Source organism: Halomonas terrestris (genome assembly GCF_049166755.1).
Lineage (GTDB): Bacteria > Pseudomonadota > Gammaproteobacteria > Pseudomonadales > Halomonadaceae > Halomonas.
In genome coordinates this window covers 172,853-198,272 of the sequence record NZ_JBMHFZ010000001.1, presented here as the reverse complement: position 1 = coordinate 198,272, position 25,420 = coordinate 172,853, and the positions used below count along the sequence as shown (strand labels likewise).

27 protein-coding genes are annotated in these 25,420 nt (G+C 68.9%); 17 read left to right on the top strand and 10 right to left on the bottom strand.

Going from position 1 to position 25,420, the window contains the following annotated elements; all coding sequences use genetic code 11:
• Positions 1–179: 179 nt before the first annotated feature.
• From ubiA to aptA, 4 genes are all read left to right on the top strand, one after another.
• Entirely contained in the window at positions 180–1,076 is an 897-nt protein-coding gene (gene ubiA / locus ACOMD9_RS00945; protein WP_421411609.1) for a 4-hydroxybenzoate octaprenyltransferase, read from the top strand.
• Between the two features lie 88 nt (positions 1,077–1,164).
• Entirely contained in the window at positions 1,165–1,854 is a 690-nt protein-coding gene (gene phoB, locus ACOMD9_RS00940) for a phosphate regulon transcriptional regulator PhoB (protein ID WP_421411607.1), read from the top strand.
• Between the two features lies 1 nt (position 1,855).
• Positions 1,856–3,163 carry a phosphate regulon sensor histidine kinase PhoR gene (gene phoR / locus ACOMD9_RS00935; RefSeq protein WP_421411606.1) on the top strand — a complete coding sequence of 436 codons (1,308 nt, stop codon included), beginning with the start codon at positions 1,856–1,858 and terminating at the stop codon, positions 3,161–3,163.
• A 111-nt stretch (positions 3,164–3,274) separates the two neighbouring features.
• Positions 3,275–4,648 (top strand): omega-aminotransferase AptA, encoded by a 1,374-nt coding sequence (gene aptA / locus ACOMD9_RS00930; protein WP_421411605.1) that lies wholly within the window; start codon positions 3,275–3,277, stop codon positions 4,646–4,648.
• 104 nt (positions 4,649–4,752) lie between these two features.
• Here the strand turns inward: aptA and ACOMD9_RS00925 are convergent, their stop codons facing one another.
• From ACOMD9_RS00925 to ACOMD9_RS00895, 7 genes are all read right to left on the bottom strand, one after another.
• A complete protein-coding gene (locus ACOMD9_RS00925) occupies positions 4,753–5,232 on the bottom strand; it encodes a copper chaperone PCu(A)C (RefSeq protein ID WP_421411604.1) in 480 nt (159 codons plus the stop codon).
• A 68-nt stretch (positions 5,233–5,300) separates the two neighbouring features.
• The gene (gene cysZ, locus ACOMD9_RS00920) at positions 5,301–6,035 is read right to left on the bottom strand and encodes a sulfate transporter CysZ (protein WP_421411602.1); all 735 of its coding nucleotides are present in this window, start codon (positions 6,033–6,035) and stop codon (positions 5,301–5,303) included.
• Between the two features lie 209 nt (positions 6,036–6,244).
• The gene (gene phoU, locus ACOMD9_RS00915) at positions 6,245–6,973 is read right to left on the bottom strand and encodes a phosphate signaling complex protein PhoU (RefSeq protein ID WP_421411600.1); all 729 of its coding nucleotides are present in this window, start codon (positions 6,971–6,973) and stop codon (positions 6,245–6,247) included.
• Between the two features lie 25 nt (positions 6,974–6,998).
• Positions 6,999–7,814 (bottom strand): phosphate ABC transporter ATP-binding protein PstB, encoded by an 816-nt coding sequence (pstB, locus tag ACOMD9_RS00910; protein WP_421411933.1) that lies wholly within the window; start codon positions 7,812–7,814, stop codon positions 6,999–7,001.
• A 62-nt stretch (positions 7,815–7,876) separates the two neighbouring features.
• On the bottom strand, positions 7,877–9,409 hold the full coding sequence (gene pstA, locus ACOMD9_RS00905; protein WP_421411599.1) for a phosphate ABC transporter permease PstA: 1,533 nt from the start codon (positions 9,407–9,409) through the stop codon (positions 7,877–7,879).
• The gene (locus ACOMD9_RS00900; protein WP_421411598.1) at positions 9,406–10,629 is read right to left on the bottom strand and encodes an ABC transporter permease subunit; all 1,224 of its coding nucleotides are present in this window, start codon (positions 10,627–10,629) and stop codon (positions 9,406–9,408) included. The genes pstA and ACOMD9_RS00900 overlap by 4 nt, the downstream gene beginning before the upstream one ends.
• 74 nt (positions 10,630–10,703) lie before the next feature.
• On the bottom strand, positions 10,704–11,660 hold the full coding sequence (locus tag ACOMD9_RS00895; RefSeq protein WP_421411596.1) for a PstS family phosphate ABC transporter substrate-binding protein: 957 nt from the start codon (positions 11,658–11,660) through the stop codon (positions 10,704–10,706).
• Between the two features lie 127 nt (positions 11,661–11,787).
• Here ACOMD9_RS00895 and ACOMD9_RS00890 point away from each other — a divergent pair, with 127 nt between their 5' ends.
• Complete coding sequence (locus ACOMD9_RS00890; protein ID WP_421411593.1) at positions 11,788–12,204, top strand: acyl-CoA thioesterase; 417 nt, start codon at positions 11,788–11,790, stop codon at positions 12,202–12,204.
• A 227-nt stretch (positions 12,205–12,431) separates the two neighbouring features.
• Here the strand turns inward: ACOMD9_RS00890 and ACOMD9_RS00885 are convergent, their stop codons facing one another.
• Genes ACOMD9_RS00885 through ACOMD9_RS00875 form a run of 3 tightly spaced genes read right to left on the bottom strand, consistent with a single transcriptional unit; the run spans position 12,432 to position 15,277 of the window.
• Complete coding sequence (locus tag ACOMD9_RS00885) at positions 12,432–13,373, bottom strand: nucleoside hydrolase (protein ID WP_421411591.1); 942 nt, start codon at positions 13,371–13,373, stop codon at positions 12,432–12,434.
• Between the two features lie 32 nt (positions 13,374–13,405).
• Entirely contained in the window at positions 13,406–14,326 is a 921-nt protein-coding gene (locus ACOMD9_RS00880; protein ID WP_421411589.1) for a ribokinase, read from the bottom strand.
• Positions 14,327–14,341: 15 nt separating this feature from the next.
• Positions 14,342–15,277 (bottom strand): D-2-hydroxyacid dehydrogenase, encoded by a 936-nt coding sequence (locus tag ACOMD9_RS00875; RefSeq protein WP_421411587.1) that lies wholly within the window; start codon positions 15,275–15,277, stop codon positions 14,342–14,344.
• A 183-nt stretch (positions 15,278–15,460) separates the two neighbouring features.
• Between ACOMD9_RS00875 and ACOMD9_RS00870 the strand changes: the two genes are divergently transcribed.
• The 12 genes from ACOMD9_RS00870 to pal all read left to right on the top strand — a co-directional run bounded on the left by ACOMD9_RS00870 (position 15,461) and on the right by pal (position 25,399).
• Complete coding sequence (locus ACOMD9_RS00870) at positions 15,461–15,724, top strand: FmdB family zinc ribbon protein (protein WP_421411585.1); 264 nt, start codon at positions 15,461–15,463, stop codon at positions 15,722–15,724.
• Positions 15,725–15,772: 48 nt separating this feature from the next.
• Complete coding sequence (gene aspS, locus ACOMD9_RS00865) at positions 15,773–17,554, top strand: aspartate--tRNA ligase (protein WP_421411584.1); 1,782 nt, start codon at positions 15,773–15,775, stop codon at positions 17,552–17,554.
• A gap of 79 nt (positions 17,555–17,633) precedes the next feature.
• Positions 17,634–18,383: a YebC/PmpR family DNA-binding transcriptional regulator gene (locus ACOMD9_RS00860; RefSeq protein WP_421411582.1), complete on the top strand. Its 750-nt coding sequence runs from the start codon at positions 17,634–17,636 to the stop codon at positions 18,381–18,383.
• A 9-nt stretch (positions 18,384–18,392) separates the two neighbouring features.
• Complete coding sequence (gene ruvC, locus ACOMD9_RS00855; protein ID WP_421411580.1) at positions 18,393–18,932, top strand: crossover junction endodeoxyribonuclease RuvC; 540 nt, start codon at positions 18,393–18,395, stop codon at positions 18,930–18,932.
• Positions 18,933–19,062: 130 nt separating this feature from the next.
• Positions 19,063–19,674 carry a Holliday junction branch migration protein RuvA gene (ruvA, locus tag ACOMD9_RS00850; protein ID WP_421411578.1) on the top strand — a complete coding sequence of 204 codons (612 nt, stop codon included), beginning with the start codon at positions 19,063–19,065 and terminating at the stop codon, positions 19,672–19,674.
• Positions 19,675–19,722: 48 nt separating this feature from the next.
• Complete coding sequence (gene ruvB / locus ACOMD9_RS00845) at positions 19,723–20,760, top strand: Holliday junction branch migration DNA helicase RuvB (protein WP_421411576.1); 1,038 nt, start codon at positions 19,723–19,725, stop codon at positions 20,758–20,760.
• Complete coding sequence (gene ybgC / locus ACOMD9_RS00840; protein WP_421411574.1) at positions 20,757–21,179, top strand: tol-pal system-associated acyl-CoA thioesterase; 423 nt, start codon at positions 20,757–20,759, stop codon at positions 21,177–21,179. The genes ruvB and ybgC overlap by 4 nt, the downstream gene beginning before the upstream one ends.
• An 11-nt stretch (positions 21,180–21,190) precedes the next feature.
• The gene (gene tolQ / locus ACOMD9_RS00835; protein WP_421411572.1) at positions 21,191–21,880 is read left to right on the top strand and encodes a protein TolQ; all 690 of its coding nucleotides are present in this window, start codon (positions 21,191–21,193) and stop codon (positions 21,878–21,880) included.
• Between the two features lie 12 nt (positions 21,881–21,892).
• A complete protein-coding gene (gene tolR, locus ACOMD9_RS00830; RefSeq protein ID WP_421411932.1) occupies positions 21,893–22,333 on the top strand; it encodes a protein TolR in 441 nt (146 codons plus the stop codon).
• 9 nt (positions 22,334–22,342) lie between these two features.
• Positions 22,343–23,527: a cell envelope integrity protein TolA gene (gene tolA, locus ACOMD9_RS00825; RefSeq protein WP_421411570.1), complete on the top strand. Its 1,185-nt coding sequence runs from the start codon at positions 22,343–22,345 to the stop codon at positions 23,525–23,527.
• A gap of 11 nt (positions 23,528–23,538) precedes the next feature.
• Positions 23,539–24,819: a Tol-Pal system beta propeller repeat protein TolB gene (gene tolB / locus ACOMD9_RS00820; RefSeq protein WP_421411568.1), complete on the top strand. Its 1,281-nt coding sequence runs from the start codon at positions 23,539–23,541 to the stop codon at positions 24,817–24,819.
• 46 nt (positions 24,820–24,865) lie between these two features.
• A complete protein-coding gene (gene pal, locus ACOMD9_RS00815) occupies positions 24,866–25,399 on the top strand; it encodes a peptidoglycan-associated lipoprotein Pal (protein WP_421411566.1) in 534 nt (177 codons plus the stop codon).
• Positions 25,400–25,420 lie beyond the last annotated feature (21 nt).

The following is a 25,420-nucleotide window of genomic DNA, read 5'->3' as shown; positions in this document are numbered from 1 at the left end:
CAGTCTCCGATGCCGACGGTGAGGGGCGCCGGAGACAAGCCGAAGAGGAGGTCCTACGCCAGGGATGGCGTCGGTAGCGTACAGGGAGGTATTCACAGCGCCTCCTCGCAGGCTTGTCTCCGGAACAGCCCCGTCCCTTAACACCTTCTGCTAATAAAGAAATTTTTCACGAGGACGAGATGGACCGTTCCCTGATGCACCCCAAGGGCCTGGCCCGGGTACCCGACTTCCTGCACCTGACGCGCCTGGACCGTCCCATCGGCACCTGGCTGCTGATGTGGCCCACCCTCTGGGCGCTCTGGTTCGCCGCCGAGGGCGTGCCCGGCCGCGACGTGCTGCTGATCTTCATCGCCGGGGTCTACCTGATGCGCGCCGCCGGCTGCGTGGTCAACGACTACGCCGACCGCCACTTCGACGGCCACGTCAAGCGCACCAGGAATCGCCCCCTGGCCACCGGCCGGATCAGCGAGGGAGAAGCCAAGGCGCTGTTCCTGATCCTGGTGACCGCCGCCTTCGTGCTGGTGTGGTTCACCAACCTCTTCACGGTGATGCTGTCGCTGGTGGGCGTGGTGCTAGCCTTCATCTACCCCTTCATGAAGCGCTACACCCACCTGCCACAGCTGTTCCTGGGGGCCGCCTTCTCCTGGGCGATCCCCATGGCCTTCGGCGCGGTGCTGGGCCATGTTCCGGCCGAGGCCTGGCTGCTGTTCCTGGCCAACGTGGCCTGGACGGTGGCCTATGACACCGAGTACGCCATGGTCGACCGCGACGACGACCTCAAGATCGGCATCAAGTCCACCGCCGTGCTGTTCGGCCATGCCGACCGGCTGATGATCGGGCTGCTGCAGGGGCTGACGCTCGTCCTGCTGGCCTGGGCCGGTTCCCGCCTGGCCCTGGGCGGCTTCTTCTGGCTGGGCCTGGCGACCATGGCGGCGACCTTCGTCCACCAGCAGTTCCTGATCCGCCACCGGGACCGCGACCGCTGCTTCCAGGCCTTCCTCAACAATCACTGGTCGGGCCTGGTGGTGTTCGCCGGCATTGCGCTCAGCCTCTGGCCGGCGCTGAACGGCAGCTGAGCATGGCGACGGCGGGGGAGTGTCACGGTATTGTCACAAGGAGATGATGTCATCGTCATCGACCCGACATTGACCACGAGGGCCCGGGATGACTGCCAAGACCGTTCTGATCGTCGATGACGAGGCGCCGATCCGCGAGATGATCGCGGTGGCACTGGAGATGGCCGACTATCGCGTCCTCGAGGCGGACAACGCCCTGTCCGCCCATGCCATGGTCGTCGACCACCAGCCCGACCTGCTGCTGCTCGACTGGATGATGCCCGGCACCAGTGGCATCGAGCTGGCCAGGCGACTCAAGCGTGACGAGGCCACCAGCGAGCTGCCGATCATCATGCTCACCGCCAAGGGCGAGGAGGACAACAAGATCCAGGGCCTGGAAGCCGGCGCCGACGACTACATCACCAAGCCCTTCTCGCCGCGGGAGCTGGTGGCACGCCTCAAGGCCGTGTTGCGCCGCTCCACGCCGCGGGGCATCGAGGAGCCCCTGGAGGTCGAGGGGCTGCTGCTCGACCCGGTCAGCCACCGGATAAGCGCCAACGGTCGCGCGCTGGAGATGGGGCCCACCGAATACCGCCTGCTGCAGTTCTTCATGAGCCACCCCGAGCGCGCCTATACTCGCGGTCAGCTGCTCGACCAGGTGTGGGGCGGCAATGTCTACGTCGAGGAGCGTACCGTGGATGTCCATATCCGCCGCCTGCGCAAGGCACTGGGCGACGCCCACCAGCATCTGATCCAGACCGTGCGCGGCACCGGCTACCGATTCTCCACCAAGGGCTGACGTGCGCCTCTGGAGCCGTGAACTCTGGCGCCTGGGTCTGCTCGCCGGCATCGGCACCCTGGCGGGCTGGCCCTTCTCGGCTCCCGGTCTGGGGCTGGCCACCGGCCTGGCCATCTGCCTGCTGTATCACCTGCGCCAGCTGCACGCCCTGCACGCCTGGCTGACCCAGGCGCCCCGGGCCGAACCCCCTGCCGCCAGCGGCCTGTGGGGCGAGCTGTTCGACCGCCTCTACCGCTACCAGAAGGGCCAGCGCCTCGCCCAGAGCCGCCTGCGCAGCACCCTGAAGCGCATCCAGGAATCCTCCGAGGCGATGCGCGACAGCGTGGTGATGCTCGACCACCATGGCGACCTGGAGTGGTGGAACAGCGCCGCCGAGCGGATGCTCGGCCTCCAGGCCAGCCACGATCGTGGCCAGCACGTCACCAACCTGATCCGCGACCCGCGCTTCATCGCCTACTTCGAGGCCCGCGACTACCGCGAACCGCTGACACTGCCCTCGCCCATCGACGAGCGACTGATCCTGCAGTTCCAGGTGACGCTCTACGGCGACGACGAACGGCTGCTGATGGCCCGTGACATCACCCGCCTGCACCACCTGGAGCAGATGCGCCGCGACTTCGTGGCCAACGTCTCCCACGAGTTGAGGACGCCACTGACCGTGCTGGCGGGCTACCTGGAGACCTACTCGGGGGTCGCCGAGCAGCTGCCGCCTCGCCTGGCCCGTGGCCTCGGCCAGATGCAGGAGCAGACCGCCCGGATGCAGAACCTGGTCAACGACCTGCTGCTGCTGTCGCGGCTGGAGATCGACCGGGGTGGCGATGACCATGCTCCCCTGGCCATGGACGCCCTGCTGGAGAGCGTGCGCCGCGACGCCGAGGCGCTCTCGGGCGGACGCCAGCAGGTCAGGGTCGAGATCGAGGAGGCACGGCGGCTGATCGGCAGCGAATCGGAGATCCGCAGCGCCATCTCCAACCTCGCCTACAACGCCGTGCGCTACACCCCGGAGGGGTGTCATGTCACCCTGCGCTGGAAACCCCACCCAGAGGGGGCCTGCGTGGAGGTCGAGGATGATGGCGACGGCATCGACCCGGTGCACATCCCCCGACTCACCGAACGCTTCTACCGGGTCGACAAGGGACGCAGCACCGCCAGCGGCGGCACCGGCCTGGGACTGGCCATCGTCAAGCACGTCCTGCTGCGCCATGGGGGCCACCTGGAGATCGCTTCCCAGCCCGGCCGGGGCGCCCTGTTCCGCTGCATCTATCCAACCGACCGCCTGTCGACCCCCGAGTCCATCACCTCCCCCTGACGTCTTGCGCAAGAGAGAGCTCACGTTAAGGACAGTAGGGTTTAATTTTATAAACCTGATTTCCGGGCCATGCTCTATGGAGGACAACGCCAAACGACAGAGGTGAGCACCATGGTCGAGCTGAGCCATCAGCCGTCATCCGCCCGGGACGACGCCTCCACGACGCCCCGCTCGGGGGGCGCGTCCGTCAACCGCCACTACTGGATGCCATTCAGTGCCAACCGCGACTTCCACGCCAACCCCCGGGTGATCGCCGGCGCCGAGGGTCGCTACTTCATCGATGACCAGGGACGACGGCTGTTCGATTCGCTCTCGGGTCTCTGGACCAGCGGGGCGGGGCACAACCGCATCGAGATCCAGCAGGCAGTGTCGCGCCAGCTCGGCAGCCTGGATTTCGCCCCGGGCTTCCAGGTCGCACATCCCCTGGCCTTCGCGCTGGCCGAGAAGGTGGCCAGCCTGACGCCCGCGGGGCTCGATCATGTCTTCTTCACCGACTCCGGTTCGGAGGCGGCCGATACCGCGGTGAAGATGGCCAGGGCCTACTGGCGGCTGAGGGGGCGGCCGGAGAAGACCCGCCTGATCGGCCGTGCCAAGGGCTACCACGGCGTCAACGTCGGCGGCACCAGCCTCGGCGGCATCGGCGGCAACCGCAAGCACTTCGGCCAGCTGATGGATGTCAGCCACCTGCCGCACACCCTGCAGCCACATCTCGCCTTCACCCGCGGCCAGGCCGAGAGCGGTGCCGAACTCGCCGATGCCCTGCTCGACCAGATCGCCCTGCACGATGCCTCCAACATCGCCGCGGTCATCGTCGAGCCGATGTCGGGCTCGGCCGGGGTCATCGTGCCGCCCAGGGGCTACCTCCAGAGGCTGCGCGAGATCTGCACGGCCCATGACATCCTGCTGATCTTCGACGAGGTGATCACCGCCTTCGGCCGCAGTGGCGCCACCACCGGCGCCGAGGCCTTCGGCGTGACGCCGGACATCATGAACCTGGCCAAGCAGCTGACCAACGGCGCCGTGCCCATGGGGGCGGTGGTCGCCTCCCGCGAGATCTACGACACCTTCATGCACGCCGGCGGGCCACGGCACGCCATCGAGTTCTCCCACGGCTACACCTACAGCGCCCACCCGGTGGCCTGCGCCGCGGGCCTGGCGGCACTGGAGCTGCTCGAGCGCGAGGACTTCCCTGGCCAGGTGCGCGCCATCGCCCCGGTGTTCGAGGAGAAGCTCCACGCCCTCGAGGGCCGGCCGCACGTGGTGGATATCCGCAACCACGGGCTGGCCGGGGCGGTCCAGCTGGCACCCCGGGACGGCGATCCGACGATCCGCCCGCGGGACGCCCACCTGGCACTCTGGGAGGCGGGCTTCTACGTGCGCTATGGCGGCGACACCCTGCAGTTCGGCCCGCCGTTCGGCTCGACGCCCGAAGAGCTCGAACGGCTGTTCGATGCCGTGGCCACCACGCTGGATTCGCTGGCCTAGGAGCCTGTCTGATTTGACCGATCGTCACGAGAGATTCGGATTTCGCAGTAGATCGGCGTTAAGTCCGACAGGCTCCTGGCGGGAGCGGATCCCGCGGGCCCGCGTCAGTGGTGATGGTCGTCGGCGTCCCGGCTGCCCTCCCCGGCACTCTGCACCCAGACCTCCACCTCGATCTCGCCGCGCTCGGCGAACTCCAGGGTCAGGGAGAAGCGCTCGCCCTCGCGGAGCGGAGCGACGAGGTCGAACAGCATCAGGTGGTAGCCGGCACCGGGGCGCATGGTCTGGAGGATGCCGGCGGGGACCTCGATGCGCTCGACCCGGCGCATCCGCATCACGCCATCGTCCATGGTCATGTCGTGCAGCTCGATCGTCTCGCTCGCCGGACTGCGTGCCCCGACCAGCACGGCGGGCTCACCGCCCTCCACGCGGATGTCCACATAGGCCGCGGCATGGGGCACCCCGGGGGGAGCCGGTGTGGCGAAGGGGTGGGCGATATGCACGTCATCCAGGCGGTAGTCGTGGGCCAGGGCCGTGGCGGGGAAGACCAGGCCGGCGGCGAGCAGCAGGGAAGCGAGAAGCGGCATACGGCGGTTTCCTTGTCGGCTGAAAGATGCGGGAGGCAGGAGCTCCTTCCCAGCATAGCAGCCGGCCTTCACGCCCCGCCGGCGGCCGGTACCTGGCCGCGATAGTGGCGCTCCCACATCAGCACCGCGCCGGCCACGGCGCCGGGCAGCAGGAAGAGGTTGGCCAGCGGGATCCAGGTGATCAGGGTCACCCAGCCGCCGTAGGTGAGCGTCGGCCACCAGCGCGACGAGAGCCGCCGGCGCATGTCGGCGAAGCTCACCTTGTTGTTGTCCATGGGGTAGTCCAGGTAGGTGATCGCCATCACCCAGGCCGAGAAGGCCAGCCACAGCAGCGGCGCGACCACGTTCAGCCCGGGAATCCAGCTCACCACGAAGAGCAGCGCCATGCGCGGCAGGATATAGACCAGCTTGACCATCTCGCGGCCCAGGGCATCCACGGCGGTCTTCGCCAGGCCGCGGTCGTCCAGCGGTGGCCGACCGGTGGCCACCACCTCCACCTTCGCCGCCAGGAAGCAGTAGAAGGGGGCAGCGATCAGGTGGGTCACCAGGGTGAAGGTGAAGAAGATGATCACCACCAGGCTGACCACGAAGAGCGGCCAGATCAGCCATTCGAGCCAGGCGAGCCATCCGGGCACCATGGCCATCCAGCCCTCGAGCCAGCCGCCGAAGTTGGCCAGCACGTAGCGCAGCATGGCGCCGTAGACCAGCAGGTTGACGGCGATGGGCAGGAAGACATAGCGGCGCAGGCCGCGGGTGTAGACCAGGCGGGTGCCGCGGGTCAGGGCCGTGAAGGCGTCGAGCATTTCGTCGTCTCTAGCAGGAGGTCGATAACATCCCCCGGGGCTTATCCGGCGACGGCTCCCGAAGTGTCGGACCATCGAGGAGGCGCTGTGAACCCATCCCTGGGCGCTACTTTTGCCTTCCCTGGCAAAAGACCTCCTCTTCGAGCCGTCCCCGGCGCCCCTCACCAAGGGAAAAGCCTACGCCATTGACGACGATTCGCTGACAGCGATCAACCCTTGCGAGTGATCGCCTGCTCGTCCAGGTCCTCGGGATCGGTATGGCGGATATCCAGGCCCTTGACCAGGTAGACCACGTACTCGGCCAGGTTGTTGGCGTGGTCGCCGATGCGTTCCAGGGCGCGCAGGATCCACATCAGGCTGAGGATGGGGGAGATCGAACGGGCATCCTCCATCATGAAGGTCATCAGCGAGCGCATGGCGCTGCGATACTCGTTGTCCACCTCCTCGTCCTCGTGGACCAGCTGCAGCGCCAGCTCCGTATCGAAGCGGGCGAAGGAGGTCAGGGCATCGCGCACCATGCGCCGCACGTGCTCGCTGATCATCCGCACCTCGACGAAGCCGCGGCTGCCGTTGCCGGCCTCGATCAGGTCGATGGCGTTGCGGGCGATCTTGCTCGCCTCGTCGCCGATGCGCTCCAGATCCGAGGCGGCACGGATCACCGCCAGCACCAGGCGCAGGTCGGAGGCGGTGGGCTGGCGACGGGCCAGCACCTGGGTGCACTCCTCGTCGATCTTGATCTGCATGTCGTTGACCGCCCGGTCGTTGTCGACCACCCGCTGGCCCAGGGCGGAGTCGCTCTCGAGCAGCGCGCTGACGGCATCCTGGACCTGCTTCTCGACCAGGCCACCCATCGCCATCAGGTGGGTCTTGAGTTCCTCGAGCTCCTGGTTGAACTGCCGGGAGATATGCTGGCTGTGGATGTCGCTGGTGATGTCCATGGGACTCTCCTTGGGGGCCGGGCCGTCAGGCCATGCGCCCGGTGATGTAGTTCTCGGTGCGCCGCAGGCGCGGGTTGGTGAAGAGGGTATCGGTGGCGCCGTACTCCACCAGTTCGCCCTGCTGCAGGAAGGCGGTGTAGTCGGAGACCCGCGCGGCCTGCTGCATGTTGTGGGTGACCAGCACCAGGGTCAGCTGCGACTTCAGGTTGCGGATCAACTCCTCGATCTTCAGCGTCGAGATGGGGTCCAGGGCCGAGGCCGGCTCGTCGAGCAGCAGCACCTCGGGGCGCACGGCCAAGGTACGGGCGATCACCAGGCGCTGCTGTTGGCCGCCGGAGAGCGCCCAGGCCGAGCTCTTCAGGCGATCCTTCACCTCGTCCCACAGCGCCGCCGACTGCAGCGCCCACTCGACGATATCGTCCATCTGGCGCTTGCGGATCCCGCCCTGCAGCCGCAGGCCGAAGGCCACGTTGTCGTAGATCGACATGGGGAAGGGGTTGGGGGCCTGGAAGACCATGCCCACCCGCCTGCGCAGCTCGGCCACCGCCACCTCGGGGCCATGGATGTCCTGCCCCTCCAGCCGGATCCGCCCCTCGCGCCGGACCTCCTCGTTGAGGTCGTGGAGCCGGTTAAGCGCCCGCAGCAGCGTCGACTTGCCACAACCGGAGGGCCCGATGAAGGCCGTCACCCGATGCCGCGGGATCCTCAGGGTGAGATCGCGCAGCGCCGGCTTGTCGCCGTAGGCCAGGGTCAGCCCCTCGATCTCCAGGCAGCTCGCCTCGCGGTCGAAGTCGATGATCGGTCCGGACGGGGCCGGACGCGGCGTCGAGAACACGGACATCGCGGTGACACTTCTCCCCGGCGCCTTGGCGCCACTGAACATGAGCGCCTCGGCGCCGACGTTCAGTGGCGCGGCAGCGCCCCATGACGCGCCCTCAGATGATGGCGCAGGAATATTGCAGTCAGGTTAAGCACCAGGATCACCAGCACCAGCAGCAGCGCCGTGGCGTAGACCAGCGGCAGCGCCGCCTGGACATCGCCGCCGTGGAAGGCCACGTCGTAGATGTGGTAGCCCAGGTGCATGAACTTTCGCTCAAGATGCAGGAAGGGGAAGTCGCCGTCCACCGGCACCTGGGGCGCCAGCTTGGCCACTCCCACCAGCATCAGCGGCGCCACCTCGCCGGCCGCCCGGGCCACGGCCAGGATCAGCCCGGTGAGCATGGCGGGCAGCGTCATCGGCAGTACCACCCGGGTGAGCATCTCCATCCGGGTGGCCCCCAGCGCCAGGGCCCCCTCGCGCTGATGGTCGGGCACCCGGGCGAGCCCCTCCTCGGTGGCCACGATCACCACCGGCAGGGTCAGCAGCGCCAGGGTCAGCGAGGCCCACAGCAGGCCGCCGGTGCCGAAGGTGGGGGACGGCAGCGCCTCGGCGAAGAACCACTCGTCCAGCGAGCCGCCGATGCCGTAGACGAACACCCCCAGCCCGAACACCCCGTAGACGATGGAGGGCACCCCGGCCAGGTTGCGCACGGCGATGCGCACCAGCCGGGTCAGGGGGCCCTGGTGGGCCACCTCGTTGAGGTAGATGCCCGCCAGCACGCCGAAGGGCGTCACCACCACCGACATCAGCAGCACCATCAGCACCGTGCCGAAGATCGCCGGCCAGACGCCGCCGGCCGTGTTGGCCGCGCGGGGCCCCTCCGAGAGGAAGCGCCACACGCCCTCGCCCCAGGCGACGAGCCGGTCGAGGGACGTCATGGCATTGGGCCGCCAGGCGCGCAGCACCTCCTCCAGCGGCTGCTCGAGCCGGCGGCCATCGACGCTCTCCAGCACCAGGGTGTCACCACCCATGCGCGCCTGCAGCGCGCGAATCCGGGCGTTGGCCTCGGCCAGCTCCGCCCGCGAGCCGGCCTCCTGCTCCAGGCGCCGCACCAGCGGCACCACGACCCGGTCGCGCAGCTCGTCGCGCTGGCGGCGCAGGGCCTGGATCTCCTCCAGCCGCGCCTGCAGGGCCGGCCAGGCGGCTTCGCCCGCGTGGCGGCCGTCGGCGCCCTCCAGGGCCACCAGCCGGCCAACGAAGCTGCCCCAGCGGCGGCGTTCCAGCACCAGCAGCTCGGGGGGTGTCGCCACCCGCTCAATGGCCTCCACGGCCACCCAGCTCCAGATGCCGCCGTCGAGGTCCCGGTTGGCGGTACGATAGAGCCGCTCGCGCCCCTCGCCATCGAAGCGGCGCTCCTCCCGGACCGCCTGGCCCGCCAGCACCCGGCCGTCGGCGAGGGTCACCTGCTCCACGGTGGCGGGCCAGAAGTGACCCAGGCCGCGCACCGCCAGCAGGGCCAGCAGCCCGACGAGCATCAGCAGCGACAGCGCCACGCTGCCCGCGGCCAACCAGGGCCAGGGGCCCTCGCCTCGCATTCCATGGACCCGCCGGCTCATGCGCCTCGCCCCAGGCGACGATAGCGGTGACGCAGGCGCATCCGCACCAGCTCGGCCAGGGTATTGACCAGGAAGGTGAAGACGAACAGCAGCAGGGCGGCCAGGAACAGCAGTCGGTAGTGGGTCCCGCCCGGCGCGGCCTCCGGCAGCTCGATGGCGATGCTCGCCGCCATGGAGCGCATCCCCTCCAGGGGGCTCAGGGTCATCAGCGCGGTGTTGCCGCTGGCCATGAGCACGATCATGGTCTCCCCCACCGCGCGGCCGGCCCCGATCATCACCGCGCTGAAGATCCCGGGGCCGGCCGCCGGCAGCACCACCTTCCAGAGGGTCTGCCAGCGGGTGGCGCCCAGCGCCTGGGCCCCCTCGCCCAGGCTCGGGGGAACGCCGGAGAGCGCATCCTCGGCCAGGGCGTAAATGCCGGGAATCACCGCGAAGCCCATGGCCAGCCCGACGATCAGCGCGTTGCGGCTGGCGTAGTCGAGCCCCAGGGAGGCCTCCAGCCAGCCGCGCAGGTCGCCGCCGAACACCCGGGCCTCCAGCCAGGGCGACAGCCACAGCGACAGCGCCACCAGCAGCGCCAGCCAGGGCATCAGCCAGAGCCCGGCCCAGCCCGGCGGCAGCCGCTGCGCGAGGCTCGCCGGCAGCCGCGACCAGAGCAGGCCGGCCAGCAGCATGCCCAGCGGCAGGACCGCCACCAGCGAGAAGGCCCCGGCCAGGTGGCGCTCCACCCAGGGGGCCAGCACCAGGCCGGCGACGAAGCCGATGACCACGCCCGGCAGTGCCTCCATCAGCTCCAGGGTCGGCTTGAGGCGGGTGCGCAGGCGCCGCGACATGAAGGTGGCCGAGTGCACGGCGGCTCCCAGCGCCAGCGGCACGGCGAACAGCAGCGCCCAGAAGGCCGCCTTCAGCGTGCCCCACACCAGCGGGGCCATCCCGTAGTGCGGCGCCTCCTCCGTGGAGAGGGTATCGGGCTGCCAGCGGTGCTGGGGCAGCTCGTGGCCCTCCACGGGCTGCGGCAGCCATAGCCCGCGCCAGTCGACCCCGTGGTGGTCGGCAAGGAACAGCGGCACCACCTCCAGCGCCAGGAAGACCCCGATGGCCATCACCGCCACGACCACGCCGATGCCCCCGGCGGTGACCAGCAGCGTGGCCAGGCGGTCGCGGCCACGCCGCAGCCACTGGCGACGAGGAGTGGGCTTGGGCGGCAGGGGGTCGATCATGGCCGCTCCCGGGAAGTCATGAAGAGGGGGTGAATCATACATTACGACATTGGCGTGACAGTTGCGTGACAGGCTCAGTCGGCGGGCTCGCCCCGTCCGAACCAGGCCTGCTGGCGCTCGCGGACGGCCTCGGAGAGGCTCACGAAGCCGATCTCCTCGACGGTCTCCTGCCCCTCGGGGGACAGCACCAGGTCGATGAAGGCCTGCTCCGGGCCGGGCAGCACCCCGCCGGGGGGCAGGTTGACATAGAGATAGAGGTCGCGCGTCAGGGGATAGTCGCCGCTGTGCACCGTCTCGGGGCCGGGTCGATGGAGTCGCCCCCGGGCATCGCGCTGCGCCACGGCCCTGACGCTGGCCGTCAGGTGATTGAGGCCCGCATAGCCGATGGCGGAGGGTTCGGCGGCCACCGCCGCCACCACGGCCGCCGAGCCGGGGTGCTCGTTGAGCCGCAGACGGAAATGGCCGTTGCAGAGGGTATCCCGGCGGAACTGGCCGTGGGTGCCGGAGGCCACGTTGCGGCCGTGCAGCACGATGCGGTCACCGGGGAGCGCCACTCCCAGCTGGCTCCAGCGGTCGATCGCCGATTCGGCCCCGCAACGCCGCGTGTCGGAGAAGATCGCATCCAGCTCGTCGAGGCGCAGGCTCTCCAGGGGGTTGTGGCGATGCACCACCACCACCAGGGCGTCACGGGCGATCTCCAGCTCCAGGGGAGGATAGCCGTAACGCTCGACGAAGGCCTCCCGCTCGTCCTCGGTCATCGGCCGCGACATCGGCCCCAGCCGGGTCGTGCCGGCGATCAGCGCCGCCGGGGCGCTGGCCGAGCCGCTGGCCTGGAGCTGCAGCCTGATCCCGGGATAGCGTTCGCCGAGGCGCTCCCCCCAGCGCAGCATCAGACCCGCCAGGGTGTCCGAGCCGACGGCCCCCAGGGTCCCGGTGACCTCCTCGACAGGCTCGGCCGTGGCCGCCATCGCCATCAGGGCCAGCAGCAGTGCGCCCAGCCAGGTTACCGCTCTCTTGCTGCCTCGAGTCATGATCTCTCCCGAACGAGGGCGCGGGACATGGTGTCGCAGCGCTGGTGACACGGCATGGCATGCGTATACCATGGCCATCGATTGGCCTTCTATCGCCACAATAACAAGTCAGGAAGATGACGTTGTCATGACAGAGCTCGACGATATTCCCGCCCCCCAGGGCCAGCTGACCCTCAAGCTGCTGGCCAACCGCCAGGATACCAACCTTCACGGTGACATCGCCGGCGGCTGGCTGGTGGCCCACATGGACCAGGCCGCCGAACTGGCCGCCGGCCGCGAGGCCCGGGGACGAACCGCCACGGTGGCCATCGAGGCGATGGACTTCCTCTGCCCGGTGCGCGTCGGCTCGGTGGTCAACATCTTCACCGCGGTCCGGGAGATCGGCCACAGTTCGGTGAAGATCGACGTCGAGGTGTGGATCCGCCAGCCCCATGAGCGCGACCCCGACGAGCTGCACAAGGTCACCGAGGCCCGCTTCGTGATGGTGGCCCTGGACGACAACGGCCGCATCCGCGCCGTGCCCCAGAACGGCTCCCCCTCATAACGGCGATGGGCGCCACCCGGGCGCCCATCGCTGTAACCGCGGAAGCCCCCCAGGAGCCTGTCTGATTTGACCGATCGTCACGAGAGATTCGGATTTCGAGACAAGTTTATCGATCTGATGAGGCGAATAGCCCGCTATTTAACGAATCAGATCGAATGAAATTGGCCGAAAGACCGGATCTCGCAGTAGATCAGCGTTAGGTCCGACAGGCTCCTAGGGCAAGGCCCTCAGGCCAGGGTGTCGGCGATCCAGTCGCTCACCGCCTGGCCCTCCACGTCCAGGCAGACGTCGACCAGGGGGGTGCGTGACCAGCGCCCCTCGATGAAGGCGCGGCCCTCCGGCGCGAAGATCGTCTGTCCCTCGGCATCCCCCGAGGTCGCCACCGTCAGGTGGCCCCGGGCGGTGTCGAACAGCTCCGGGCGCAGCAGCCAGGCCAGGGCGCAGCTGTCATGGGGGCAGCAGCCGTCGATGCCCAGGAACTCGTGGTAGAAGTCGCGATAGAAGGCGTAGCTGCCTGCCAGTACCCGGCCAAGGGCTCCCTGGCCAGCCTCGATGCGGGCCATGTGTGCCGGGGTGAGCACGCAGCGGTGGGTGACATCGAGCCCCACCAGGGTCAGTGGCCAGCCGGCAGTCAGCACCCGCGCCGCGGCGTCGGGGTCGTTGAACATGTTGGCCTCGGCTACCGGGGTGACGTTGCCCCCCTCGCGGATCGAGCCACCCATGATCACCACCTGCCTGACCTTGCCGATGATGGTCGGATCAAGCTGCAGCGCCGCCGCCAGGTTCCCTACCGGCCCGACGGCCACCAGCGTGACCTCGCCGGGGCGTGCATTCACGGTATCGACGATGAACTGGGCGGCACTGCGCGGATCGGGCCGGCCCTGGATCGCCGGAAGCTCGATATCGCCCAGGCCGTTGGCACCGTGGATGTGGGCCGGTGCCGGGTGGCGCGGCTTGACCATCGGCGCGGCGGCGCCCTGGGCGACAGGGATGTCGCGCCCGGCGAGTTCGGCGAGCAGCAGGGCGTTGTGGGTGGCGGTCTCCACATCCACGTTGCCGTAGGTGGTGGTCAGGCCCAGCAGTTCGATGTCGGGGTGGCGCAGGGCGATGGCGATGGCCTGGGCGTCGTCGACGCCGGGGTCGGTATCGAAGATGATCGGGTGCGGCACGGTGTCGTCTCCTCGGGCGATGGAAGGGGGGATCAGGAAGCGGCGGGCTCGTCGCGCAGGGCGCGCTCGACCTCGGCCTGCTCGGGAATGCTCTCGGCGGCGCCCGGGCGCTGAACGCCCAGGGCCGCGGCAGTGGCGGCGCGCTTCAGGCAGTCGGTGATCGCCAGTCCGGCCTGCAGTGCCGCCATGAAATAGCCGATGAAGGTGTCGCCGGCCGCGGTGGTGTCCACCGGCGTGACCGGCAGGGCCGGCTGATGGAGGCGCTCGCCGGCGGCCTGGTACCACGCGCCCTCGCCGCCCAGGGTCAGCACGATCTCGCAGTCCGGCAGCGTCGCGGCAAGGGCATCGAGCAGCGCCTCGGCGGGTGTCGTCTCGTCGACTCCCGCCAGGCCGGCCGCCTCGATGCGGTTGACGAACAGCAGTCGGCAGGCCGCCAGTGGCAATGATGCCACCTCCGGGGTCATCGGCGCCGGGTTGAAGGCGATGTTCAGGCCCTGCTCGGCGCCGCGGGCCATGACCTCGGCCAGGGCATTGCACTCGTTCTGCATCAGCAGCCAGTCGCCGGGGCGGGTCGCCGCGATCAGGCTTCCCACCTCCTGCGGGTGAAAGCCGAAGTTGGCTCCGGGGAAGAGGATGATGGCGTTCTCGCCCTGGTCATCGACCTGGATGACGGCGTGGCCGCTGGGCTCGTCGACCAGCTCGACATGCGAGACGTCGACGCCGGCCCGTGCCAGGGTGTCCCGTGCCCAGGCGTCCTGACGCCCGAGGCGTCCCCAGTGGCAGATGCTGCCGCCGGCGCGGGCCATGGCCAGTGACTGGTTGGCCCCCTTGCCGCCCAGGCCCACACGATAGTCGTGGCTGGCGAGGGTCTCGCCGGGCGTCACCAGGTGAGGCACCCGATAGAAGTGATCGAGGTTGATCGACCCATAGTTGTGGATGCCGCTGTGCCGCATGGTCGCTCTCCTCGATCAGCTCGCCAGCCAGGTGCGCAGGTTCTCGACGGTCAGGGTCACGACCCGCTGTCGTGCCTCGGGGGTGATCCAGGCATTGTGGGGCGTGACGATCAGGTTGAGCGGCTCGGCGAGGGCATCGAGCAGGGGGTGGCCGTCGCGGGGCGGCTCCACCGGCAGGACGTCGACGCCGAGCCCTCCCAGCCGGCCCTCGCGCAGGGCCTGCAGCGACGCCTCCTCGTCGATGATGCCGCCGCGGGCGCAGTTGACCAGCAGGGTGCCGGGCTTGAGCGTGGCGAGCAGGTCGGCATCGACCAGGTGTCGCGTCGCCTCGGTGAGCGGGCAGTGAAGGCTGATGATGTCGGCCTGGGGCGCCAGCTCGCCGAGGCCGGGGCGGCTGTCGCCGGCCTCGTTGCCGGGGCGGGCGGCGAAGCTCACACGCATGCCGAAGGCCTCGCCGAGCTGCGCCACCTTGGAGCCCAGCACGCCCTGGCCGACCACCACCAGGTGCTTGCCCTCGAGTTGCAGGGTGCCGTGATCCATCAGGCAGAAGAAGGGGCTCTCGCCCCAGCGGCCGGCGGCGACATCGCGCTGGTAGAGTGGCAGCCGATTGGCCAGGGCGAGCATCAGCATCAGGGTGTGCTGGGCGACGCTGGCGGTGCCGTAGGCGGTGACGTTCTTCACCGCGATGCCCAGTCGCTCCGCGGCCGCCATGTCGATGTTGTTGGTGCCTGTGGCCAGCACGCAGATCAGCTCGAGCTCGGGCAGGGCCTCCAGGGTCGCGGCATCGAGTACCACCTTGTTGACGATGGCCACCCGCGCGCCGGCCAGCCGTTCCCGGGCCTCCCCGGTGCTGCTCTGGGGGTGGACGTCCAGGCGTTGCACCTGCTGACGAATCGGGTCGAGGTCGATATCGGGGCCGAGGCTGGCGGCATCGAGAATCACGGCTTTCATGCGGTTTCCTTCCAGTGAGTGGAGCGGGGATGCCTTGCCCGCACGGGTGGTGGGCACGCTATAATGTCTCGCTTTCGGGCAGGCTTGGAAGTTGCGCGGGCCGGCCATATGTTCGTTACTCGTCGGGCCCGGTGCCCGACATCCTCCTGACCTGGGTAATGTCATCCCCGGAGAGATAGAACCATGCCCATCTACGAATACGAGTGCAAGGCCTGCGGCCACCGCCTGGAGAAGCTCCAGAAGCTCAGTGCCGCCCCCCTGACCGATTGCCCCTCCTGCCAGGCTCCCGAGCTCTCCCGCCTGGTCTCGGCGGCGGGTTTCCGCCTGGCCGGCGGCGGCTGGTACGAGACCGACTTCAAGTCCGGCAGCAAGAAGAACCTGGCCGGCGACCCGACCGGCGCCAGCGACGGCAAGACACCGGCGAAGAAGGATGGCGCGGCGGCCTGACGGCCCCCTGCGCCACGTTTTCAACAACGCAACAGTACAGGACATGACATGCGCAGCCATTATTGCGGCCAGCTGAACGAGACCCTGGTGGACCAGACGGTCACCCTGTGCGGCTGGGTACACCGCCGCCGTGACCACGGGGGCGTGATCTTCCTCGACATGCGCGATCGCGACGGTATCGCCCAGGTCGTGGTCGACCCCGATACCGCCGAGGCCTTCGCGAACGCCGACCGCGCCCGCAGCGAATTCGTGCTGCGCATCCAGGGTCGCGTGCGGCTGCGCCCGGAAGGGACCCAGAACCCCAACATGCCCACCGGCATGATCGAGGTGCTGGCCAGGGACGTGGACGTCCTCAATACGGCGGTCACGCCGCCGTTCCAGCTCGACGAGCACGGCAAGGTGGGCGAGGAGGTGCGTCTCAAGCACCGCTACATCGACCTGCGCCGCCCGGAGATGATCGAGAAGCTGCGCCTGCGCTCGCGCATCACTCACAGCGTGCGGGCCTTCCTCGAGGGGCAGGGCTTCCTCGACATCGAGACGCCGATCCTGACGCGTGCCACTCCGGAAGGGGCGCGTGACTACCTGGTGCCGAGCCGCACCCACGCCGGCAGCTTCTTCGCCCTGCCGCAGTCGCCGCAGCTGTTCAAGCAGCTGCTGATGGTGTCCGGGTTCGACCGCTACTACCAGATCGCCCGCTGCTTCCGTGACGAGGACCTGCGCGCCGACCGCCAGCCGGAGTTCACCCAGATCGACATCGAGGCCTCCTTCGTCGAGGAAGACGACATCATGGCCGTCACCGAGTCGATGATTCGCCAGCTCTTCCAGGAGGTCCTGGCCGTCGAGCTGCCCGAGTTCCCGCGCATGCCCTACGCCGAGGCGATGAGCCGCTTCGGTTCCGACAAGCCGGACCTGCGCATTCCCCTGGAGCTCACCGACGTCGACGACCTCATGCAACGGGTCGACTTCAAGGTGTTCTCCGGCCCGGCCAACGCCGACGACGGGCGGGTTGCCGCCCTGCGCGTGCCGGGTGGGGCCAAGCTGTCGCGCAAGGAGATCGACGAGTACACGAAGTTCGTCGGCATCTACGGCGCCAAGGGACTGGCCTGGATCAAGGTCAACGAGCGTGCCAAGGGGCTCGAGGGCCTGCAGTCGCCCATCGTCAAGTTCATGGAGAACGTGGTCGAGGAACTGCTCGACCGGGTCGGTGCCGAGGACGGCGACATCATCTTCTTCGGTGCCGACAAGGCGCGCATCGTCAACGAGGCGATCGGCGCGCTGCGTGTGCGGCTGGGCGAGGACCTCGACCTCTACACCCGTGCCTGGGCACCGCTGTGGGTGATCGACTTCCCGATGTTCGAGGAGGATGGCAGCGCACGGATGCAGGCCCTGCACCATCCCTTCACCGCCCCCTCCTGCGATGTCGAGGCGCTCAAGGCGAACCCGATCGCGGCGCTCTCCCGGGCCTACGACATGGTGCTCAACGGCACCGAGCTGGGTGGCGGCTCGATCCGTATCCACGATCCGGCCATGCAGCGGGCGGTGCTCGAGGTACTGGGCATCGACGAGGAAGAGGCCCGCGAGAAGTTCGGCTTCCTGCTCGACGCCCTGCAGTACGGCGCTCCCCCTCACGGTGGGCTGGCCTTCGGCCTGGATCGGCTGGTGATGCTGATGACCGGTGCCCGCACCATTCGCGAGGTCATCGCCTTCCCCAAGACCCAGAGTGCGGCCTGCCTGTTGACCGATGCCCCGGGCGAGGTGAGCGGCGAGCAGCTGCGCGAGCTCCACATCCGCCTGCGCCAGAAGGCCAGGGCGGAAGTCGCCGGCGAGTAGGCGCTCACCGGACCAGGTATCATTGCACCGGCGCCCAGGGGCGCCGGTCTCCGTTGGGAACCATGTGAAGGAGAAGCCGATGGCCGGCCACAGCAAATGGGCCAATATCAAGCACCGCAAGGCGGCCCAGGATGCCAGGCGGGGCAAGATATTCACCAAGCTGATCCGCGAGCTGACCGTGGCGGCCCGCCAGGGAGGCGGTGAACCCGCCGACAATCCACGCCTGCGCGCCGCCATCGACAAGGCGCTGGCCAGCAACATGACCAAGGACACCATCCAGCGGGCGGTGGACCGCGGCGCCGGCAACAGCGATGGCGACGCGATGGAGGAGTGCGTCTACGAGGGCTACGGCCCCGAAGGCGTCGCGATGCTGGTCGAGTGCCTGACCGACAACCGCAATCGCACCGTCTCCGACGTGCGCCACGCCTTCAACAAGTGCGGTGGCAACCTGGGGACCAGCGGGTCGGTGGCCTTCATGTTCCACAAGCAGGGCCGCCTGGACCTTCCCGCCGGCGTCTCCGAGGAGGCGGTGATCGAGGCGACCCTCGAGGCCGAGCCGGATGACATCGTCACCCTGGATGACGGCAGCCTGGAGGTGATCACCTCGCCGGAGGCCTACGGTGAGGTCAAGGACGCCCTGGTGCAGGCCGAACTCGAGCCGGAACGCAGCGAGCTGGGGCTCTTTCCCGAGACCACCACGCCGATCGCCGACGTGGAACTGGCGCGCAAGGTGATCCGGCTCATCGACATGCTGGAGGACCTGGACGATGTCCAGAACGTCTATACCAACGCGGAGTTCGCCGACGATGTCCTCGACCAGCTCGAATGAGCCCGCCCGGTGCTGATCCTGGGGATCGACCCCGGCTCGCGGATCACCGGCTACGGGGTGCTCGACGTCACCACCGCGACGCCGTTGTATGTGGCCAGTGGCTGCATCCGTACCCGGGCCGACGACCTGGCCCAGCGCCTGGCCCAGATCTATGCGGGCATCGCCGAGCTCGTCGCCACGCATCGGCCCGGGGAGTTCGCCATCGAGCAGGTGTTCATGTCGAAGAATGCCGACTCGGCGCTGAAGCTGGGGCAGGCGCGGGGCACGGCCATCGTCTGCGCCGCCAACCATGGGCTGCCGGTCAGCGAGTACGGGCCGCGCCAGATCAAGCAGGCGGTGACCGGCAGCGGTGGCGCCGACAAGGCCCAGGTGCAGCACATGGTGGCCGCCGTCCTCGGGCTCGATGGTAGTCCCCAGGCCGATGCCGCCGATGCCCTGGCCATCGCCCTGACCCATGCCCATGCCCGGCTGGGGCTGCTCACCGAGGGTAGCTTCGGCGGCCACCGCACCCGCCGCCGTGGCAGCGGCTGGCGAGACTTCCGGCCCTGAGGGCGCCTCGTCCGCCAGCGTTGAATGATTCTCGAACGCTGTTTGATGGCAGGCTGGCCAGCCGGCAGGATGATCCGTATAGTGAACGCCATGTCTCGATGGACCCATTGCCGACGGATTTGACAGCCCCATGATCGGACGCCTGCGTGGCACCCTGCTCGACAAGCAGCCGCCCTGGCTGGTAGTGGACGTGGCCGGCGTCGGCTATGAGCTGGAAGCCTCCATGAACACCCTGGTGGCGCTGCCCGCCCCCGGGGAGCCCGTTTTCCTCTACACCCACCTCAGCGTGCGTGACGACGCCCACCTGCTCTACGGCTTCGCCCGCGAGCAGGAGCGCTCGCTGTTCCGTGCCCTGATCAAGGTCAACGGCATCGGCCCCAAGCTGGCCCTGGCCATCCTCTCGGGCATGGACGAGGCGGCGTTCATGCGCTGCGTGATGGACGACGACGCCAAGGCCTTGACCCGCCTGCCGGGGGTCGGCAAGAAGACCGCCGAGCGCCTGATCATCGAGATGCGCGACCGCTTCCCCCACTGGGAACCCGCCGAGGCGGGCCTCGGGGCGGCGATCGGTGGCAGCGCTGTGTCGGACGCCCGCCAGGAGCCGCTGGTGGATGCCGAGGCGGCACTGGTCAGCCTGGGCTACAAGCCCGCCGAGGCGACCAGGATGCTCGCCGGACTCGAGGACGAGGCCTCCACCGAGGCGATGATCAAGGCGGCACTGAGTCGCCGCCTGGCCGGGTGATCCAGATGCTGCCGACACCTTCCTCCCTGCCGATCCCGGGGGCCGCCGATGCTCGAGAATGACCGCCTGATCGCCGCCGACCCGCGCGAGGGTGAAGGGCGCATCGATCATGCCATTCGCCCGCAGCGGCTGGCCGACTATATCGGCCAGCCGCGGGTGCGCGAGCAGCTCGACATCTTCATCAGCGCGGCCCGGGGCCGGGACGAGAGCCTCGACCATACCCTGGTGTTCGGCCCTCCCGGCCTGGGCAAGACCACCCTGGCCAACATCATCGCGGCGGAGATGGAGGTGGGGCTCAAGTCCACCTCCGGGCCGGTGCTGGAGCGGGCCGGTGACCTGGCCGCCATGCTCACCAACCTGCAGCCCGGGGACGTGCTGTTCATCGACGAGATCCACCGTCTCTCGCCGGTGGTGGAAGAGATCCTCTATCCCGCCATGGAGGACTTCCAGCTCGACATCGTGATCGGCGAGGGGCCGGCGGCGCGCTCCATCAAGCTCGACCTGCCGCGCTTCACCCTGGTCGGGGCGACGACCCGGGCAGGACTGCTGACCTCGCCGCTGCGCGACCGCTTCGGCATCGTCCAGCGCCTGGAGTTCTACGCCATCGACGAGCTCACCGAGATCGTCGCCCGCTCGGCACGGCTGCTCGGCGTCGAGGCCGACCGCGGTGGCGCCCTGGAGGTGGCCCGTCGCTCGCGGGGCACGCCGCGCATCGCCAACCGCCTGCTGCGCCGGGTGCGCGACTACGCCGAGGTGCGCGGCAGCGGTCGCGTCGATGCGACCATCGCCGACCAGGCGCTGAACATGCTCCACGTGGACCATCATGGCCTCGACCACATGGATCGTCGGCTGTTGCTGGCGATGATCGAGAAGTTCGATGGTGGCCCGGTGGGGGTGGACTCGCTCGCCGCGGCGATCGGCGAGGAGCGCGACACCATCGAGGACGTCATCGAACCCTACCTGATCCAGCAGGGGTTGATGATGCGCACCGCCCGCGGACGGGTCGTGACCCGCCAGGCCTGGCAGCACTTCGGCCTGGTGCCTGACGAGCAGGCCGCCGATGCCCAGGGGGAGGTGCGGCCGTGAGTGACTTCCGGCTGCCGGTTCGGGTCTACATCGAGGATACCGACGCCGGCGGTATCGTCTATTACGTCAATTACCTCAAGTACATGGAGCGGGCACGCAGCGAGTGGCTCCGGGCGCAGGGGTTCACCCAGCGCGAGCTGTTCGAGGGCGGTATCCAGCTGGTGGTCCACCGCCTGGAGTGCCGTTATGCCAAGCCCGCCCGCCTGGATGACGGCCTCGAGGTCGGGGTCGTCATCCTGTCGCACGGTCGCTGCCGACTGACGTTCGGCCAGGTAGTGACACGTCGCGGGGAACCCTTGTGCGAGGCACGAGTCGACATCGCCTGTATCGATGCCGATAGCCTCAAGCCCACACCATGGCCGCCGGCACTTGCCGCGGTTCTCTCTGCCCCACGGCAGGACGTTCAACCGCAAGTCTGACGAGGATGCCCGTGAACGACTCCATGTCCATTCCCCACCTGATCATGAGTGCCAGCACCGTGGTGCAGCTGGTGATGCTGCTGCTCACGGTGGGATCCATCCTGTCCTGGGTGGTGATCTTCCAACGGACCTTCGTGATGCGCCGTGCCCGCAGGGCCCACCAGGTCTTCGAGGAGCGCTTCTGGTCCGGCGTGGACCTCAATGAACTCTACCGCGAGACCCCGGCCGAGCAGGAGACCCAGGGGGCCGAGCATGTCTTCCGTGCCGGCTTCCGCGAGTTCAACCGCCTGCTGCCCAAGACCCGCAGCCCCCAGGCGATTCTCGACGGCGTCCAGCGCAGCATGCGCGTCGCCTGGTCGCGGGAGGAGGAGCGCCTGAACCTGCACCTGGTGTTCCTGGCCACGGTGGCCTCGGCCAGCCCCTATATCGGGCTGTTCGGCACCGTCTGGGGCATCATGGGTTCCTTCCAGTCGCTCTCCATGGCCCAGCAGGCGACGCTGGCCACCGTGGCACCATGGATCGCCGAGGCGTTGATCGCCACTGCCATGGGCCTGTTCGCGGCCATCCCGGCGGTGATCTTCTACAACCGCCTGTCTGCCGAATCCGGGCGACTGCTGGGCAAGTACGAGGACTTCGCCGAGGAGTTCCACTCCATCCTGCACCGCAATCTGCAGGGCCGGACCGAAACCGCCACCGCCTGAGGGACTCGCATGATGCATGGACCTTTCAAACGTGGCGGTGGTCGCAAGCCCATGGGCGAGATCAACGTCGTGCCCTTCATCGACGTCATGCTGGTGCTGCTGGTGATCTTCATGATCACGGCGCCGATGCTGACCCAGGGGGTGCAGGTCGATCTGCCCCAGGTGACCTCGGAGCCCATGGAGGATGTCGAGGACAATGAGCCGATCATCGTCTCGGTGGACCGCGAGGGACAATACTTCATCTCCCTGGGTGACGACGAGACGCCGGTGAGCCTGAACGACATCGCCGACCGGGTGATCATCATCCTCGAGCGGCGCCCGGGCACCCCGGTGATGGTGCGCGGCGACCGCAATGTGCCCTATGGCCAGGTGGTCAGCCTGATGAGTACCCTGCAGATCGCCGGCGTCGTTAATGTCGGGCTGATCTCGGAACCGCCACCCGGGGAGGGTTGAGGAGACGAGATGGCCAGACACGACCAGCGCGTGGGCTATGGACTGCCCACGATCCTCGCCGTTGCCCTGCATGTCGTCGTGGTGGCGTTCAGCGTGATCAGCCTGCCCCAGCGCGAAGCGGAACCGACCTCGTCCTCCATCGTCCAGGCGACGCTGGTCAGTACCGAGACCACCACCGACCAGGCCCAGCGCGCCGAGGAGGCGCGGGCAAGGGCCCAGGCCAGGGAGGCCGAGGAGCAGCGCCAGGCCGAGGAGGCCGCCCGTCAGGCCGAGGAGGCGGCCGCCGCCGAGGAAGCCGCCCGCCAGGCCGAGGAGCAGGCGCAGCGCGAGGCCGAGGCCCGGGCCCGCGAGGAGGCGCGCCAGGCCGCCGAGGAGGAAGCGGCCCGGCGCGCCGAGCAAGCCGAGCAGCAGGCTCGCCTGCGCGAGCAGCAGGAGGAGCAGCGACGCCAGCAGGAAGAGGAAGCCCGTCGCCAGCGGGAAGCCGAGGAGCAGCATCGCCGCGAGGAGGAGGCCGAACGCCAGCGCCAGGCCGAGGAGCAACGCCAGCGGGAAGCCGAGGAGGAGGCCGAGCGCCAGCGCCAGGCCGAGGAGCAGCGCCAGCGGGAAGCCGAGGAGGAGGCCGAGCGCCAGCGCCAGGCCGAGGAGCAGCGCCAGCGGGAAGCCGAGGAGCAGCGTCGCCGCGAGGAGGAGGCCGAGCGCCAGCGCCAGGCCGAGGAGCAGCGCCGGCGGGAAGCCGAGCGCCAGCGGGAAACCGAGGAGCAGCGCCGCCGCGAGGAGGAGGCCGAGCGCCAGCGCCAGGCCGAGGAAGCCGCGCGTCGTGCCGCCGAGGAGGCCGAGGCCGCCCTGCAGCGCGCCATCGAGGGCGAGAGCGATGCCGTGGCCAACGCCCGCCAGGGCGAGGAGGCCGCCAACAGCTTCATCAACCTGGTGCGCCGTGCGGTGGAGCAGGCCTGGGTGATTCCGCCCAATGTTCCCCAGGGCGCGGCCGCCGAGATCTCGGTACGCCTCGGGCCCTCCGGTGAACTGTTCACGGCGACCATCTCGCAGAGCAGCGGCGACAGCGCCTTCGACCGTTCGGCCATCCAGGCCGTCGAGGCAGCCGCGCCCTTTGCCGAACTGCGGCAGTTGCCAGCGGCGGTTCAACGGGATTACCGTCAATTCAATCTGCGATTCAGACCGGGGGATGTACGCTGATGAGAGCCCTGATGACCACCTGGTTGACCGCCTTGCTGCTGCTGGTCAGCGGCATGGCCCACGCCCAGGCCAACCTGACCATCGAGATCACCCGTGGCAGCGACCGGGCCACTCCGGTCGCCGTGGTGCCCTTTGCGGGCGGCGACAGCCTGCCCGAGGATGTCGCCCAGGTGATTCACGACAACCTCGAGCGCAGCGGCTACTTCGACCCGCTGCCCCGCGACTCCATGATCGACCGCCCCACCGAGAGCGGCGAGGTGCGCTACCGCGACTGGCGGGCCCTGGACGTGCGCTATCTGGTGGTGGGGCAGGTGAGCCAGGAGGGCAGCGGCTACAGTATCCAGTTCGAGCTGATGGACGTCAGCGGCGAGCGCCGCATGCTCGGCGAGGTGGTGACCACCCCCCAGGGCCAGCTGCGCAAGGCCAGCCACCATATCAGCGACCAGATCTTCGAGGCCATCACCGGCATCCGCGGGGCCTTCTCCACCCGCATCGCCTATGTCACCGCCCAGGGGGTCGGCGAGGACATGCAGTTCGGCCTCTACGTCGCCGATGCCGATGGCCGCAACAGCCAGCAGGTGCTCTCGTCGGTCGAGCCCATCCTGTCGCCGGCCTGGTCGCCGGATGGCGGCAAGCTGGCCTATGTCTCGTTCGAGACCGAGCGGCCGGCCATCTATATCCAGAACCTGGCTTCCGGACAGCGCGTGCGTGCCACCTCCTTCGAGGGCATCAACGGCGCGCCGGCCTGGTCGCCCGATGGCCGCAAGCTCGCCATGTCGCTCTCCAAGGATGGGCAGCCGGAGATCTACGTGATGGATGTGGCCTCCCGCGACTTCCAGCGACTCACCAACAGCTCCAGCATCGACACCGAGCCCTCCTGGGCCCCTGACGGCCGCAGCCTGCTGTTCACCTCCGACCGCAGCGGCGGGCCGCAGATCTACCGCCACGACTTCGCCAGCGGCGAGCAGCAGCGCCTCACCTTCACCGGCAACTACAATGCCCGTGGCCGGTTCGCACCGGACGGGGAGTCGATCTTCCTGATCCACCGCAGCAACAACGGCTACCAGGTGGCGAGGCAGGATCTCGACAGCGGCCGCCTGGTGGTGATCAGTGATTCGAGCCGGGATGAATCCCCCAGTGTTTCACCCAACGGGACCATGGTAATCTTCGCCACCCAGCAGGGCGGCAGCGGGGTCCTGGGGGCGGTATCGGCCGACGGCCGCGCGTCCTTCCGGCTGCCCTCGCCCCAGGGTGATGTACGGGAACCCGCCTGGTCCCCCTTCCTGAACTGACAAGTCACAACGATGGCGTCTTTCGAAACCAGCAAGGAGTAAGAAAATGCAACTCAAGCCCTACGCCAGGACCCTGGCAGTCGCGCTGTCCCTGGCCTTCGTGGCAGGTTGTTCCAGCAGTGGCGGCACCCAGGACGGGACCATGGATGGCAGTGCCGGCAACGGTGCTGCCGGCAGCGGCGTGGCGGGTACCGGCCAGGTCAGCGGTAGCGGCCTGGGTGGCGATGCCGGCCAGCAGGCCGACGGCCGCATCCCCGAGCAGCGCACCATCTACTTCGAGTTCGACAGCGACCGTATCCGCAGTGAGTTCGAGCCGGTGCTCGCCGCCCACGCCCGCTACCTGCGCTCCAACGGCAACGCCCGTGTCGCGCTTCAGGGCCACACCGACGAGCGCGGTACCCGCGAGTACAACATGGGGCTGGGCGAACGCCGTGCCCGCTCCGTCGAGCGCTTCCTCTCCGTGCAGGGCGTGTCGCCCTCGCAGGTCGAGGTGGTGAGCTATGGCGAGGAGCGCCCCGCGGTACGCGGCAACAACGAGGAGGCCTACGCCCAGAACCGTCGGGTCGTCTTCGCCTACTGAGTTCGGCACGTTCCCCGCCGA